The organism is Teichococcus aestuarii (genome assembly GCF_042651065.1).
GTDB lineage: Bacteria > Pseudomonadota > Alphaproteobacteria > Acetobacterales > Acetobacteraceae > Pseudoroseomonas > Pseudoroseomonas aestuarii.
In genome coordinates this window covers 1-15,036 of record NZ_JBHSCH010000014.1, presented here as the reverse complement: position 1 = coordinate 15,036, position 15,036 = coordinate 1, and the positions used below count along the sequence as shown (strand labels likewise).

Below are 15,036 nucleotides of genomic sequence, written 5' to 3'. Positions count from 1 at the left end.
CTGCCTCAATCCTTCTCCGCCAGCGCAGACTCACAGAGGCGGGCCACGGCGGCAAGGTCGCCCGGCTCCGGCACGGGGTGGATGCGCGCCGGCATCTCCTGGTAGGCCCGCCCGTCCTTGAAGCCGTGCCCGGTGATCAGGCAGACCACCACCGCCCCCTCCGGCACCAGCCCGCGCGCCAGCAGCGCCGGCAGGGCGGCGATGGGGCTGGCCCCCGTCGGCTCGGCATAGAGCCCGGCGCGGCGGGCGAGCAGGCGCATGGCCCCGCGCAGGGCGTCGTCGCTCACCGCCACCGCCGTGCCGCGGCTCTGGCGCACCAGGCGCAGCGTGTGGGTGCCGTCCCGCTCATAGCCGATCAGCGGGTCGCTGATGCCGGAGGCGATGGTGTCGGGCATCCCCCAGGCCTCCACCCGCTCCGCCCCCGCCTCGAAGGCCCGCACGATGGGCGCGCAGCCTTCCGCCTGCACGGCGACGAGGCGCGGCCCCGCCGCCCCGGCGAAGCCCTCGGCCGCGAAGCCGCGCGCCACCCCCTCCACCAGCGGCCCGCTGCCGGTGGGCACCAGCACGAGGTCCGGCACCCGGCCGCCGAGCTGGGCGCGGATCTCGGGCCCCACCAGCTTCAGCCCGTCCACCGCCCAGGGATTGATGAAGGTGGTGGTGAGGTTGGCGTAGCCGTGGCGCTCGGCCAGCGCGGCGGCGAGGTCGTAGGAGCGGCTGTAGTGCCCCGGCACCTTCAGCAGCACCGCGCCATGCGCCGCGATCTGTGTCACCTTGCCGTCCGGCGTGTGGGCGGGCACGATAATGATGGCCCCCAGCCCCGCCCGCGCCGCATAGGCCGCGACCGACGCCCCGGCATTGCCGGAGGAGGCGCAGACCACCCCCCGCGCGCCCAGCTCGATCGCCTTGCTGATGCCGGCGCTGATGGCGCGGTCCTTGAAGGAGCCGGAGGGGTTGCGGGTCTCGTCCTTCAGCCACAGCTCGCCGCGGAAGCCGGGGATCGCCGCCTCCAGATGCGGGGCGCGCAGCAGCGGCGTCTCCCCCTCCCCCAGCGAGACGATGGCGCCGGGGTCGGTGACGCCGAGGCGGGCGGCGTGGCGCCACATGCCGGGCGGCAGGCCGGGGGGCGGGGCCAGCCCGCTCTCGCCCTTCACCCGCAGGATGCCGCCGCAGGCCGCGCAGGCATAGCGCAGCGTGGGCGGGTGGGTGTGGCCGCATTCGATGCAGCGCAGGTACATGGCACGCCTCCCGGAGCTTCCTCGGCGGCCACTCTGCGGAAAGCCCGCCCCGGCGCCAAGCGGCGGCGGGGCGGGCGGCGGGTCAGGAGAGCATGCGCGTGTCGCCATCCACGCTGATGGCCTGGCCGGAGATGGTGCGGCCGCGCGGGCTGCACAGGAACATCACCTGGTCCGCCAGCTGCCGCGCCGTGACGTATTCCTTGATGGAGGTGAAGGAGAAGGCCAGCGCCTCCATCTCGCTGAAAGGAATACCCTTCTGCTGCGCCTTGGCCTCCAGCACGCGGCGCTGCCGGTCGCCGGCCACCAGCCCGGGGAGGATGGCGTTCACCCGGATGCCGTCATCCCCCAGCTCGATCGCCAGCGACTTGGTCAGGCCGATGACGCCCCACTTGGCCGCCGCATAGGGCGCCCGCAGCGCGAAGCCGTGCTTCCCCGCCGCCGAGGAGAGGTTGACGATGCTGGCGTTGGACGAGCGCCGCAGATGCGGGATGGCCAGCCGCGCGCAGTTGAACTGGCTGGAGAGGCACACCTCCACGCAGCGGTCCCAGTCCTCCGGGTTGATCTCGTCGAGCCGGCCCGTGGGGCCGGCGATGCCCGCGTTGTTCACCAGGATGTCGAGCCCGCCCAGCTCCGCCAGCGCGGCGTCGAACAGCGCGGCGACATCGGCGCGGTCCGCCACGTCGGCGCGGCGGTGGCCGACGCCCGCCGGCAGGGTGGCCAGGCCGGCCTCGTCGAGGTCGCAGGTGAAGACCCGCGCCCCCTCCTCCACGAAGGCCTCGACGATGCCGCGGCCGATGCCGGCCGCCCCCGCCGTCACCAGCACCCGCGCGCCCTGCAATCCGAGATCCATGTCGTATCCCCCTGTTCCGGGCGGTGCCTCAGGCTTCGGGAAGCCCGCCCTTGTCGATGATGAAATCCGCCGCCCGCGTGATGTCCTCGGCGATGGCGGCGCGCGCCGCTTCCGCGTCCCGCGCGCGGATGGCGCGCAGCGCGGCGCCGTGGCAGCGCAGCGCGTGCCCCGCCGTCAGCCGGTCGCGCGAGTGGCGCAGGTCGAGGTTGATCACCGGCCCCGCCTTCAGCCAGAGCGCGCCGATCACGTCGAGCAGCGTCGGCAGCCCGGCGGCGGCGTAGATCGCGAAGTGGAAGTCGCGGTTCAGCGCCACGGCGTCGCCCAGGGCGGCGGTGCCGCTGCCCTCGCGCGTGGCGGCCTCGGCGCTGGCGATGGCGCGCAGCTGCGCCGGGCCGCGCGCCATCGCCGCCCGCGCCGCCGCCCAGCCCTCAATGCCCGCGCGCGTCTCGGCCAGCTCGCGGAACTGCGCGCGGGTCATCACCGGCACGCGCACGGCGCGGTTCGGCGCCACCTCCAGCGCATGGTCGGCGATCAGCCGGCTCACCGCCTCCCGCACCGGCATGACGGAGACGCCGAGCGCCTCGGAGAGGTCGCGCAGCGAGAGCTTCTCCCCCGGCGCCACACGCCCCGAGGCCAGCAGGTCCCGCAGATGCGCGTAGGCTGCCTCCGAGAGGGTGCGGCGCTCCAGCAGCGGCAGGCTGGCGATGGCGTGGTTCACGCATTCCCCTCTGGACAATCCGGTGCGGATACGCAACCCTGCCTGTGATCACAGATCACGACAAGGGATCGGATCGCGGCAGGGGCGGAAAAACGCCCCGCTGAACGAGGCCCGCTGAACAAGGGTAGAGGAACACGAGAATGACCGAGCTTCCCCGCATCACGCGGCGGGGCGCGCTGCTTGGCGCCGCCACGCTGCTCGCCGCCCCCGCCATCTCCTACGCGCAGTCCGATGTCATCCGCATCGGCCACCTGACGCCGCGCACCGGCTTCCTCGGGCCGCTCGGCGAGTTCGCCGTGCAGGCCGGCCAGCTCGCCATGGACGAGATCAACGCCGCGGGCGGCATCCTCGGCCGCAAGCTGGAGATCACCTTCGAGGACAGCGTCAACCCGCAGACGGCGAGCGCCAAGGCGGAGCGCTACATCCAGCGCGACAAGGTCAGCTGCATCGTGGGCGAGATCAACTCCGCCTCGGCGCTGGCCATCGGCCAGGTGGTGCAGCGCGAGAAGGCGCTGTTCATCAACACCGGCGCCAATTCCGACGCGCTGCGCGGCAGCGACTGCCGCAAGTTCATGTTCCACATCGAGGGCCAGAACTCGATGTACGTGAAGGCGGTGGGCCGCGTGCTGGTGCAGCAGGGCCTCATCAAGGGCAAGAAGGTCTATGCGCTCACCGCCGACTACGCCTTCGGCCACGACCTGCTGCGCGTCGCCAAGCGCTTCATGGGCGAGAATGGCGGCACCGTCGCGAACGAGGACCTGATCCCGACCGACCTGACCGACTTCTCCCCCTTCCTGCTCAAGATCCGCCAGGCGCGGCCGGACGTCATCATCGCTAACCTGGCCGGCGCGCAGATCACCAACTTCCTCAAGCAGTATTCCGAGTTCGGGCTGCGCTTCCCGGTGGCGGGCTTCGGCTTCGACACGGCGCTGGCCTGGGGCGCCGGCCAGGGCAACTTCCTCGGCACCTGGCCGACCATGTGGCACCACCGCCTGGAGAATCCGGCAGCCAAGAAATTCACCGCCGATTTCCGCCAGCGCTTCGGCCGCCCGCCGGAGAACCAGGCCTGGGGCGACTACAACGCCATCAAGATCGTCGCCCAGGCGATGACCGAGACCAAGGGCACCGACGGCCCGCGCATCGTCGAGTACCTGGAGAGCGGCGCCAAGTTCGGCGTGCTGAAGGCGCGCGAGAGCTATTTCCGCGCCCGCGACCACCAGATCATGACCGAGATGTACGCCATCACCGCCCTGCCGCCGGCGGAGCAGAAGGACCGCTACGACATCTTCACCGCCACCGCCACCGTGCCGGGGCCGGAGGAGAGCCTGGAGGCCATCGGCGCCACGCCGGAAGAGAACAGCTGCACCTTCCCGGCCTGACGCGGGCCTCGGCCTGAACACCCCCCGCCGCACGCCTGCATGGCGCGCGGCGCGGGCGCCCCATCGGCGCAGGAGCCTCCGCCTTGGAAATCGTCTTTCTCATCGAGCAGATCCTCAACGGGCTGCTGATCGGCGCCTATTACCTGCTGATCGCGCTCGGCCTGTCGCTCATCTTCAGCCTGGGCGGCATCGTCAACCTGGCGCATGGCGCCTTCTACGCCATCGGCGCCTACCTCACCGTGGCGCTGGCGCCGACCATCGGCTTCGGCGGCGCCTTCGTGGCGGCGCCCGTGCTGGTGGCGCTGCTCGGCCTCGTCATCGAGCGCTTCCTGCTGCGCCGCTTCTACCGGGCCGACCCCATCCTCTCGCTGCTGCTCACCTTCGGCCTGGCCATGGTGGCGGAGCAGACGCTGCGCATGGTGTTCGGCGCGCCGCCGCTGCCCTTCTCCATCCCGCTCGCGCTGCGCGGCCAGGTGTTCATCGGCGATTTCATCTATTCCCGCTACCGGCTGATGATCCTCGGCGTCGCGGCACTCTGCGTGCTGGGGCTGTGGCTGCTGCTGCAACGCACCCATTTCGGCCGCGTCGTCCGCGCCGGCGTGCAGAACCCGGACATGGTGGGCGCGCTCGGCATCTCGCTGCGCCCCTACATGTCGGCGGTGGTGATGATCGCGGTGGGGCTCGCGGCACTGGCCGGCGTCATGCTGGCGCCCGTCATCGGCGTGCACCCGGCGATGGGGGCCGAGATCCTCACCTTCGCCTTCGTCGTCGTCGTCATCGGCGGGCTCGGCTCCTTCTGGGGCGTGGTCGTCGCGGCGCTGATCGTGGGCGTGGTGCGCGGCATCGCCGCCTATGCCTATCCGCCGGCCACCGAGGCCTCCGTCTATCTCCTCATGCTGCTCGTCCTGCTGCTGCGCCCGCGCGGCCTGTTCGGCGAACGCATCGCGAAGTTCGAGTGAGCGCCACGCCATGATGACCCGCGAACTCCGCCCCCTGCTCATCGCGCTCGCCGCGCTGCTGCTGCTGCCGGTGCTGCTGCCGGCGCTGGGCCTGACCCTGAAATCCGCCACCGACGTGGTGGTCTTCGCCATCGCCGTGATGGGGCTGAACATCCTGGTCGGCCACACCGGCCTGGTCTCCTTCGGCCATGGCGCCTGGTTCGGCATCGGCGCCTATGCCGCCGGCATCCTGCAGCGCCACTTCTTCCCCGGCGACATGGTGCTGCCCGCCCTGATCGGGCTGGCGGTGGTGGCGGCGCTGGCCGCCCTGATCGGCATGCTGATCCTGCGCCGCAGCGGCGTCTATTTCTCGCTGCTGACGCTGGCGCTCACCGCCATGCTGTTCACCATCGCCTTCCGCTGGACCGAGCTGACCGGCGGCGAGGACGGCTTCGGCGGCATCACCCGCTACGCCTTCCTCGACGAGCCGGCGGCCTACTACGCGGTGGTCGCCACCATCGGCTTCGCCGTGGTGTTCGCGCTGTGGCGCTTCCACCACGCACCGGCCGGCACCGTGCTCGTCGCCATCCGCGAGAACGAGCAGCGCGCCCGCTTCGTCGGCTACGACACCACGCGCTACAAGCTGCTGGCCTTCACCCTCTCGGCCAGCGTCACCGCGCTGGCGGGCATGCTCTCCGCCTACAACCACCGCTTCGCCTCGGCCGAGCCCATCGCCATCGCCTTCTCGGGCGAGCTGCTGGCGATGGTGGTGATCGGCGGCATGCGCTCCTTCCTGGGTCCGGCCCTCGGCGCGCTGTTCTACATCCTGTTCCGCGAATTCCTCTCGATCTACACGGCCAACTGGCTGCTGATCTTCGGCCTGCTCTTCGTCGGCTTCATCGTCTTCTCGCCGGACGGGCTGGTGGGCGTGGGCCAGAGGCTGCTCGCCCCCTTCCGGAAGAAGGTGGTGGAGGACGCGGCGATGTCCGCCCGCCGCACCGCGGTGCCGACGCCGGTGCCCACGCGCTTCATCCGCCCCGGCGCCGCCGCCGGCGGCCCGGTGCTGGCGGCGGAGACGCTGGAGAAGAAGTTCGGCCGCATCCAGGCGGTGCGCGGCGTCTCCTTCCAGGTGGGCGACCGCACCCTGCACGCGCTGATCGGCCCCAACGGCGCCGGCAAGACCTCGGCCTTCAACCTGCTCTCCGGCATGTTCCCGCCGGATGCCGGGCGCGTCACGCTGGACGGGCGGGATGTCACGGGCTTCAGCCCGCAGGCCATCACCCGCGCCGGCATCGGCCGTTCCTTCCAGATCACCAACCTCTTCCCCGGCCTCTCCATCGCCGAGAACCTGCGGCTGGCCATCCAGGCGCGCCACCCCGCGCGCTTCGGCCTGTGGCACGACGCCCATTCCTACGACGACATGGCGGACGACACCGCCACGCTGCTGCACTGGATGGGCCTGGCCGGCATCGAGCGCGCCGAGGCCGGCGCCCTCTCCTATGGCGGGCAGCGGCTGGTGGACATGGCGGTGGCCGTCGCCACCCGCCCGCGCATTCTTCTGCTCGATGAGCCGCTGGCGGGGCTGGCGACGGCGGAACGCACCCGTGTCGGCGAGCTGATCAAGCGCGTCTCCACCGACATCCCCGTGCTGCTGGTGGAGCACGACATCGACCGCGTCTTCGCCCTGGCCGACCGCGTCACGGTGATGAACGACGGCGAGGTGCTGGTGGACGGCACGGTGGAGGATGCGCGCACCGACCCGCGCGTGCAGGCTGTCTATCTCGGCTCCGGCAACACCGCCATCGCGGCGAAGGAACGCGCCTCGGCGATGACCGACGCGGTGCTGCTGAAGCTCGACGGCATCAACACCTTCTACGGCAAGAGCCACATCCTGCAGGGTGTCTCGCTGGAGGTGCGGCAGGGCGAGATCCTGGCCCTGCTCGGGCGCAACGGCGCCGGCAAGTCCACGCTGCTCAAATCCATCATGGGCATCGCGCGCCCCGCCAGCGGCAGCATGACGCTGGCCGGCGAGCCGGTGGCGGGCCTGCCCTCCGACCAGATCGCCCGGCGCGGCGTGGGCTTCGTCCCCCAGGGGCGCGGCCTGTTCGCCGGCATGTCGGTGGCGGAGAACCTGGCGCTCGGCCGCCTCAAGCGCCTCACCGGCGCCGGCGACCACTGGACGGAGGAGAAGGTGCTGGAATTCTTCCCGCGCCTGAAGCAGCGCTGGCGCACGCCGGCCGACGCCCTCTCGGGCGGCGAGCAGCAGATGGTGGCGGTCGCCCGCGCCCTCTCCGGCGACACCCGCCTGCTGCTGCTGGACGAGCCCTTCGAGGGCCTCTCCCCCGCCGTGACGGAGGAGCTGTTCGAGGCCTTCGACAAGCTGCGCCAGGAGATCTCCATCATCATCGTCGACCACAACCTCGACCTGGCGCTGGCGCTGTCGGACGGCACGGTGGCGCTGGAGCGCGGCGCGGTGACATGGGCCGGCGCCTCGCGCCTGCTGCGCGACGACCTGGAGCTGCGGCGGAAGGTGCTGTGGCTGTGAGCGTCGAAGCACGGGGGAGAATGAATTCTCCCCCGAACCCCCTCATCTTTTTTCTGCAAGTTTCTCTGATGGCGGGGTCCGGGGTGACACTGTCACCCCGGCGGATGGGGTCTGGGGAAGGCAGCGCCTTCCCCAGCCGGCAAAGCTTCCCTGACCGACGCACCGGAACCAACCGATGACCATGCATCCCTCCAAGGTCGCCATTGTCGGCGCCGGCCTGATCGGCCGCGCCTGGGCGATGATCTTCGCCCGGGCCGGCTGGCAGGTGGCGCTGTTCGACCCCGCCCCCGGCATCGCCGCGCAGGCCGAGGGCCTCTGCGCCCAGGGCCTGACCGACCTCGCCGAGCAGGGCCTCTGCGAGGACCCGGCCGGCGCTGCGCGCCGCATCCAGGCGGTGGGCAGCCTGGCCGAAGCGGTGTCGGACGCCGCGCTGGTGCAGGAGAACGGCCCTGAGCGGCTGGAGGTGAAGCAGGAGCTGTTCGCCGAGCTGGACCGGCTGGCGCCGCCCGGCTGCATCCTGGCCTCCTCCTCCTCCGCCATCCGCGTCTCGCTGTTCACGGAAGCGCTGCCGGGGCGCGGCCGCTGCCTGATCGCGCATCCGGTGAACCCGCCGCACCTGATCCCGCTGGTGGAGCTCTCCGGCGCGCCCTGGACGGCGCCCGAGAGCATCGCCCGCGCGCGGGAGATCTATGCCGCCATCGGCCAGGTTCCCATCGCCGTGCTGAAGGAGGTGGAGGGCTTCATCCTCAACCGCCTGCAGGGCGCGCTGCTGGCCGAGGCGTTCCGGCTGGTGTCGGAGGGCTATGTCAGCCCGCAGGATCTCGACCACACGGTGAAGGACGGGCTCGGCCTGCGCTGGTCCTTCATGGGGCCGTTCGAGACGATCGAGCTGAACGCGCCGGGCGGCATCCCCGATTACTGCGCGCGCTACACCGGCTTCTACAAGCGCCTCGCCGCCGACCCGGCGCGGCCGGAGGTCTATGAGGCGCCGGCCGTCGGGCGCATCCTGGAGGAATGGGGGGCGCCGCCCGACCTGCCGGAGAAGATGCGCTGGCGCGACCGGCGCCTCGCCGCGCTGCGCGCGCACAAGCTGACACAAGAGGAGGGCTGACATGGCCACGCGGAAAGTCGTCATCACCTGCGCCGTCACCGGCGCGATCCACACGCCGAGCATGTCGCCCGCGCTGCCCGTCACCGCCCAGCAGATCGCCGACGCGGCGATCGGCGCGGCGGAGGCAGGCGCCGCCATCGTCCACCTGCACGCGCGCAACCCGGTGGACGGACGCCCGGACCAGACGCCGGAAGGCTTCTCCCCGTTCCTCCAGGTCATCAAGCAGCGCTGCGACGCGGTGATCAACATCACCACCGGCGGCGCGCCGACCATGACCATCGAGGAGCGGGTGCGCCCGGCCGCCACCTTCAAGCCGGAGGTGGCCAGCCTGAACATGGGCAGCATGAATTTCGGCCTGTTCGGCATGCTGAACCGGTTCAAGGAGTTCAAGCACCCGTGGGAGAAGGAATACCTCTCCGACAAGGGCATCATCTTCCGCAACAGCTTCGCGGATATCGAGTACATCCTGACCACCTGCCGCGAGAACGGCACGCGCTTCGAGTTCGAGTGCTACGACACGGCGCATCTCTACAACCTGAAGTACTTCTTCGATCAGGGCATCGTGACGGGGCCGCTGTTCATCCAGACGGTGTTCGGCCTCCAGGGCGGCATCGGCGCCCACCCGGAGGACGTGATGCACATGAAGCGCACGGCCGACCGGCTGTTCGGCGACAATTACCGCTGGTCGGTGCTGGGCGCCGGGCGCAACCAGCTCCCCATCGCGGCGATGGCGGCGGCGATGGGCGGCAACATCCGCGTCGGCCTGGAGGACAGCCTGTGGGCCGGCCCCGGCAAGTTCGCCGAGAGCAACGCCCAGCAGGTGCGGCTGGCGCGGCAGATCGTCGAGGGGCTGGGGCTGGAGATCGCCTCGCCGGACGAGGCTCGCGAGATCCTCGACCTCAAGGGCCCGGACCGCGTGGCCTTCTGAAGCGTCCGGCGGCGGGGGGGCGCCGCCCCCCCGTGCCGCTTGCCAGCCGGGCCGCCATGCGCCATGGCAGGGCTTCCCGGTGGCCGGCACCCCCGCCACCCGCCGGGCGGGACGAGCCGGAGCCACAGCCGATGCGCCTTCCCCGCCTGCCGCCCGCCCCCCCGGGGCGCGCCCCGGCATGACGCTGTTCAACGTCCGCCACCTCACCGAATACCGCTATGCAAAGCCGGTGCGCTTCGGCGAGCACCGGCTGATGTTCCGCCCGCGCGACAGCCACGACCAGCGCCTGCTGGAGGCCACGCTGGCGGTGGACCCCGAGCCGGCCGAGCTGCGCTGGATCCACGACGTGTTCGGCAATTGCGTGGCGCTGCTGCGCTTCGGCCAGCCCGCCACGCGCCTGAGCTTCGACACGCGCATCCGGCTGGAGCACACGCCACAGCACGGGCCGGCCTTCCGCACCGACACCGCCGCCCTCACCTACCCCTTCGCCTACGACGCGGAGGACCTGCCGGACCTGCTGCGCACCATGGCGCCGCACCACCCCGATCCGGGCGGCGAGGTGGCGCGCTGGGCGCGGCAGTTCATCCGCCCCGGCCGGCCCAGCGAGACGGGCCACCTGCTGATGACGCTGTGCTACGCCATCCGCGAGAGCTTCTCCTACGCCCGCCGCACCGAGCCCGGCACCCAGCCGCCGCTGCAGACGCTGCACCTGCGCCGCGGCACCTGCCGCGACTTCGCGCTGCTGATGATGGAGGCGGTGCGCCACCTGGGCTTCGCCGCCCGCTTCGTCACCGGCTATGTCTATGTGCCGGACCGCGACGGCTCCGCCACGCTGGGCGGCGGCTCCACCCATGCCTGGTGCCAGGTCTACCTGCCCGGCGCCGGGTGGGTGGAGTTCGACCCGACCAACGGCATCGTCGGCAACCGGGACCTGATCCGCGTCGCCGTCACCCGCACGCCGGAGCAGGCGGTGCCGCTGCAGGGCAGCTACCACGGCGCGGCGGAGGACGGGCTCGGCATGCGCGTGCAGGTCAACGTCACCACGGAGGCAGCCCTGCCGCCCGGCCAGGACACGGCCCCCAGCCGGGTGCCGGCGGCCTCCTGAGGGCCCGCCCGGGCTGAGGGCCCCGCCCGATCCAGGGGTTCCGCCTGATCCGAGGGTCCCGCTTCGGGGCCGCCGGGCGGCGAACCCCGTATCGCCGCCTGGCAAGGACGGCGTATAGGAACAGCATGAGCAGGGCCGGCGCAACGGCCCGCCACAGGGATTGCGGCGGCGCAGCAACCGGCGGTGCCGGGGCCGCGTTCCGTCGGACACGGCCCCGCCCACATTCAAGCCCGGCGCCCCCCGCGGCGCCCCGGAGACGCGATGAAGATCCGCGCAGGCTTCACCCTGGCCTATGAGTGCCCGCAGCCCACGCCGATGCTCCTGGTGCTGAACATCCACCCCTCGCGCCGCGCCGACCTGCTGACCGGGCAGACCCTCTCCTACGACCGACCGGTGCAGGCCCGGGAATACATCGACGGCTTCGGCAATGCCTGCACGCGCATCCTGGTGCCGGCCGGCCGCACCACCCTCTCCACCCGCTTCGAGATCCGCGACAGCGGCCTGCCGGACCCGGTGACGCCCGAGGCCGCGCAGCACGAGATCCAGGACCTGCCGGACGCGGCGCTGGTCTACCTGCTGGGCAGCCGCTACTGCGACACGGACCGGCTGGCCGACTTCGCCTGGGCGCAGTTCGCCCACACGCCGCAGGGCTGGGCGCGGGTGCAGGCCATCTGCGACTTCGTGCACGGCCACATCACCTTCGACTACCAGAAGGCGGATTCCACGCGCTCGGCGCATGACGGCTTCACCGGCCGCTACGGCGTCTGCCGGGACTTCGCGCACCTGGCTATCACGCTGTGCCGCTGCATGAACATCCCGGCGCGCTACTGCACCGGCTATCTCGGCGACATCGGCGTGCCCGCGGTGCCGGACCCGATGGATTTCAGCGCCTGGTTCGAGGTCTATCTGGGCGGCCGCTGGCACACCTTCGATGCCCGGCACAACCGCCCGCGCATCGGCCGCATCCTGATGGCCACGGGCCGGGACGCGACGGATGTGGCGCTCTCCACCAATTTCGGCCCCGCCACCCTGGCGCGGTTCGAGGTGGTGACGGAGGCGGTGCCCAACGCCTGAGCCTGCCCATCGCCCGGGGCTGGCGGCTCAGTCCACCCACAGCCCGCGCCGGCGGTGCCACTGCTCGATCGATTCCTCCGGATAGGCGTCGAAGCAGGCATCGCCGGGCCCGGTCTGCGGCTCCACCCAGGGGGCCCTGTCCTTCAGCATCAGGTGGACGCGCGCGGGCGGCACGGGCAGCGCCGTGTCGATGGCCGAGGCGAAGGGGTGCACCAGATCAGGCCAGGAGGGGTCGGCCATCCACAGCGCGCTGGCGCAGCGGGGGCAGAAATGGCGCTCGCCGCTGCTGGTCTCGCAATGCCCGTCATCGGCGCGGATCTCGGCGTGGTAGATGGCGGTGCGGCCGCTGTGCCGCAGCGTCTCCGCCACCCCCATGATGTTGATGGCATAGCCCCCGCCCCCCGCCGTCTTGCGGCAGATGCTGCAGTAGCAGCGCTGGTAGGGGTGCGGCGTGTGGCTGGCGACCGAGAAGCGCACGGCGCCGCAGCGGCAGGAGCCTTCCAGGGTGATCGGCATGGGCTTGGTCCTCCTGCCGGGGGCAACGCCCTCCAGGGGGGGAGGGTTCCTGGAAGCGGCGCCCTCGGCACCGTGCCCCCGCCAAGCCTCTTGCCGATGCGGCGCGCGATCCGTATTCCTGCGCGCTCAGGCTGGCGCAGCAGAGGGAACCCCATGGCCGAGGTGAATCACGAGATCGACTTCGTCGAGGTGAAGTCCGAGGACATCCTCGCCGAGCGCACCCATGGCTGGGACATGTTCACGAAGGCCACCAAGTGGGGCATCGGCGCCGTCATCGTGCTGCTGCTCTTCCTCTACGTCTTCTGGGGCTGAGGCCCCGCCCCGCCGGCGTCCTGTGGCCGGCGGCGGGAGGAAAGCGATGAAAAAAGGCGGACCGCTCCGGCGGCCCGCCTTTTTTCATGCGTGTGTCACGCCCGCCGGGCGGGCCGGAGGCGGGGGGAGCGAACCCCCCGCGCCCGCTTCAGCCGACGATCTCGGTGCCGGCGAAGAAGAAGGAGACCTCGCGGGAAGCGGCCTCGGGGCCGTCGGAGCCGTGCACGCTGTTCGCCTCGATGCTCTCGGCGAACTCCTTGCGGATGGTGCCCTCGGCGGCGTTGGCCGGGTTGGTCGCGCCCATGATCTCGCGGTTGGCGGCGATCGCGTTCTCGCCTTCCAGGACCTGCACCACCACCGGGCCGGAGGTCATGAAGGCCACCAGGTCGTTGTAGAAGGGGCGGGCCTTGTGCTCGGCGTAGAAGGCGCCGGCCTGCGCCTGGGAGAGCTGGATGCGCTTCTGCGCGACGATGCGCAGGCCCTTCTCCTCGAACTTGGCGTTGATCTTGCCGGTCAGGTTGCGGCGGGTGGCGTCCGGCTTGATGATCGACAGGGTGCGCTCGGTGGCCATGGGAATGTCCTCACGGATAGGGGGCGGTTGCCGCCGCCGGATAGGCGGGCTGGCCGATCGGCGCAAGGGGCCATGGCCCGGCGCGGGCATGGGCGCCGGCATGGGCATGGGCATGGGCATGGGCGCCGCCCCTCGGCAGCTCCTCCCCGGCGCAACCCCGGCCGCGCCCGGGCTTTAACCGCCCGCCTCCCCGGCGGGAGCGCTTGGGGGAGGCCCGGCATGCCGCGCAAGACCGTTTCACTGCTCATCCTGGCGGGCGCGCTGCTGCTGCTGCTCTGGATGATGCCGGAGGTGCCGCTGCTGGTCTTCGCCGCGGCGCTGCTCGGCGTCTTCCTGCATGCGGGGGCGCGGCTGCTGCGCCGGGTGCTGCCGGTGCCGCACGGCGCGGCGGTGGGGCTGTTCCTGCTGCTGCTGCTGCTGCTCGCCGCCGGCATCGGCATGCTGGCGGCGCAGCCGATCGCCGAGCAGCTCAACGAGCTGTGGCGCCAGGTGCCCGCCGCCACCCGGCGCCTGGCCGACCTGCTCTCCCGCTACAGCTGGGGGCAGGAGATCCTGCAGCGCCTGCAGCCCGGCAACATGGAGCTGCCGGCGGGCGGCAGCAGCACCGCCTTCTCGGCGCTGAACACCACCTTCGGCGCGCTGGCCAACGTGGTGCTGGTGGCCTTCCTCGGCCTCTACTTCGCGCTGGACCCGAAGCTCTACCGGCGCGGCATCGAGGCGCTGGTGGCGCCCTCGCTGCGCCCGCGCGCGCGGCAGGTGTGCGAGGAGGCCGCCGCCACGCTGCGCGGCTGGCTCGGCGCGCAGATGGTCTCGATGGCGGTGGTGGGCATGCTCACCGGCCTCGGCCTGTGGCTGATCGGCATTCCGCTGGCGCTGGTGCTGGGCCTCATCGCCGCGCTGCTGGCCTTCATCCCCACCCTCGGCCCGGTGCTGGCGGCGGTGCCGGCGGTGCTGCTCGGCCTGTCCGAGGGCTTCTCCGGCGCGTTCTCCGTCATCGGCGTCTATCTCGTGGTGCAGTCGGTCGAGAGCTACCTGATCACCCCCTATGTGCAGAAGCGCAGCGTGGACCTGCCGGAGGCCGCCACCATCATCGCCCTGGTGGCCTTCGGGCTGATGTTCGGCTTCCTCGGCATGCTGCTGGCGACGCCGATGGCGGCGCTGCTGCTGATGCTGGTGCGCCGCCTCTATGTCGAGGACTACCTGGAGCACGAGCCGGCGGAGGAGCAGCTGGTGCAGCGGCCGGTGATCCTGCGGAGCTGAGGCGCGCCGCGCTCAGCGGTAGACGATGCGGTAGTTCACCGTGAAGGTCAGGGTGGTGCTGTCGCCCTCCATCTCCGCCGTGAAGGCGGGGCCCACCTGGTCGCGGAACAGCGAGAGCGCCGCCGCGTCCAGCCAGCGGGAGCCGGAGCGGCCGGTGATCTGCACCGCCTCGATCCGCCCGTCCCGCGCCACGGTCACGCGCAGCACCACGGGGCCGTCCTCGCCGGCGGCGGCGGCCTGCGGCGGGTAGAAGCCGCGCGACTGCACCCAGGCCTGGAAGGCCCGCCCCCAGTTCCGCCCCGGCCGCGCGCCGCTGACATGCGCCATCGCGGCGCTGCCGCTGTAGGCCGGCTGCCCCGGCGCCAGCGAGCGCTGCGGCACCGGCCCGATCGCCATGTCGAGCTGGCCGGGGCGGCCCGGCGCGGGGCGGGCCTGCGGCGCCGGGGTGATCGGCCGCGCCGCCTGCGGCCCCAGGCTCAGCGTGCCGGCCAGCG

Annotated in this window: 15 protein-coding genes; 9 read left to right on the top strand and 6 right to left on the bottom strand. The window is 72.0% G+C overall.

Going from position 1 to position 15,036, the window contains the following annotated elements; all coding sequences use genetic code 11:
• Positions 1-5 precede the first annotated feature (5 nt).
• The 3 genes from ACFOY6_RS08070 to ACFOY6_RS08060 form a co-directional block, all read right to left on the bottom strand.
• Entirely contained in the window at positions 6-1,235 is a 1,230-nt protein-coding gene (locus ACFOY6_RS08070; RefSeq protein WP_379650047.1) for a threonine synthase, read from the bottom strand.
• 82 nt (positions 1,236-1,317) lie between these two features.
• Positions 1,318-2,085 (bottom strand): SDR family oxidoreductase, encoded by a 768-nt coding sequence (locus ACFOY6_RS08065; protein WP_379650045.1) that lies wholly within the window; start codon positions 2,083-2,085, stop codon positions 1,318-1,320.
• Between the two features lie 28 nt (positions 2,086-2,113).
• Positions 2,114-2,803 (bottom strand): GntR family transcriptional regulator, encoded by a 690-nt coding sequence (locus tag ACFOY6_RS08060; protein WP_379650043.1) that lies wholly within the window; start codon positions 2,801-2,803, stop codon positions 2,114-2,116.
• 140 nt (positions 2,804-2,943) lie between these two features.
• On the opposite strand from ACFOY6_RS08060, the gene ACFOY6_RS08055 reads away from it, so the two are divergent.
• The 7 genes from ACFOY6_RS08055 (at position 2,944) to ACFOY6_RS08025 (ending at position 11,883) form a co-directional block, all read left to right on the top strand.
• Positions 2,944-4,182, top strand: a complete 1,239-nt coding sequence (locus ACFOY6_RS08055; RefSeq protein ID WP_379650041.1) for an ABC transporter substrate-binding protein — start codon at positions 2,944-2,946, stop codon at positions 4,180-4,182.
• 83 nt (positions 4,183-4,265) lie between these two features.
• A complete protein-coding gene (locus ACFOY6_RS08050) occupies positions 4,266-5,141 on the top strand; it encodes a branched-chain amino acid ABC transporter permease (protein ID WP_109519016.1) in 876 nt (291 codons plus the stop codon).
• Between the two features lie 10 nt (positions 5,142-5,151).
• On the top strand, positions 5,152-7,665 hold the full coding sequence (locus ACFOY6_RS08045) for a branched-chain amino acid ABC transporter ATP-binding protein/permease (protein WP_379650038.1): 2,514 nt from the start codon (positions 5,152-5,154) through the stop codon (positions 7,663-7,665).
• Between the two features lie 175 nt (positions 7,666-7,840).
• Complete coding sequence (locus ACFOY6_RS08040; protein WP_379650036.1) at positions 7,841-8,776, top strand: 3-hydroxyacyl-CoA dehydrogenase; 936 nt, start codon at positions 7,841-7,843, stop codon at positions 8,774-8,776.
• A 1-nt stretch (position 8,777) separates the two neighbouring features.
• Positions 8,778-9,704, top strand: a complete 927-nt coding sequence (locus ACFOY6_RS08035; protein WP_109519017.1) for a BKACE family enzyme — start codon at positions 8,778-8,780, stop codon at positions 9,702-9,704.
• A gap of 178 nt (positions 9,705-9,882) precedes the next feature.
• Positions 9,883-10,809, top strand: coding sequence for a transglutaminase family protein (locus ACFOY6_RS08030; protein WP_379650034.1), 927 nt, complete (start codon positions 9,883-9,885; stop codon positions 10,807-10,809).
• 261 nt (positions 10,810-11,070) lie between these two features.
• Positions 11,071-11,883, top strand: a complete 813-nt coding sequence (locus ACFOY6_RS08025; protein WP_109519019.1) for a transglutaminase-like domain-containing protein — start codon at positions 11,071-11,073, stop codon at positions 11,881-11,883.
• Positions 11,884-11,910: 27 nt separating this feature from the next.
• Here ACFOY6_RS08025 and ACFOY6_RS08020 read toward each other — a convergent pair whose 3' ends face one another.
• On the bottom strand, positions 11,911-12,399 hold the full coding sequence (locus ACFOY6_RS08020) for a GFA family protein (protein WP_379631142.1): 489 nt from the start codon (positions 12,397-12,399) through the stop codon (positions 11,911-11,913).
• Between the two features lie 153 nt (positions 12,400-12,552).
• Between ACFOY6_RS08020 and ACFOY6_RS08015 the strand changes: the two genes are divergently transcribed.
• A complete protein-coding gene (locus tag ACFOY6_RS08015; RefSeq protein ID WP_109519021.1) occupies positions 12,553-12,711 on the top strand; it encodes an aa3-type cytochrome c oxidase subunit IV in 159 nt (52 codons plus the stop codon).
• A gap of 148 nt (positions 12,712-12,859) precedes the next feature.
• On the opposite strand, the gene ndk is transcribed toward ACFOY6_RS08015, so the two are convergent.
• Positions 12,860-13,282, bottom strand: a complete 423-nt coding sequence (gene ndk / locus ACFOY6_RS08010; RefSeq protein WP_379631144.1) for a nucleoside-diphosphate kinase — start codon at positions 13,280-13,282, stop codon at positions 12,860-12,862.
• Positions 13,283-13,501: 219 nt separating this feature from the next.
• On the opposite strand from ndk, the gene ACFOY6_RS08005 reads away from it, so the two are divergent.
• A complete protein-coding gene (locus tag ACFOY6_RS08005; RefSeq protein WP_379650031.1) occupies positions 13,502-14,542 on the top strand; it encodes an AI-2E family transporter in 1,041 nt (346 codons plus the stop codon).
• A gap of 12 nt (positions 14,543-14,554) precedes the next feature.
• Here ACFOY6_RS08005 and ACFOY6_RS08000 read toward each other — a convergent pair.
• A partial coding sequence (locus ACFOY6_RS08000; RefSeq protein ID WP_379650030.1) for an energy transducer TonB occupies positions 14,555-15,036 on the bottom strand: 482 nt, incomplete at its 5' end.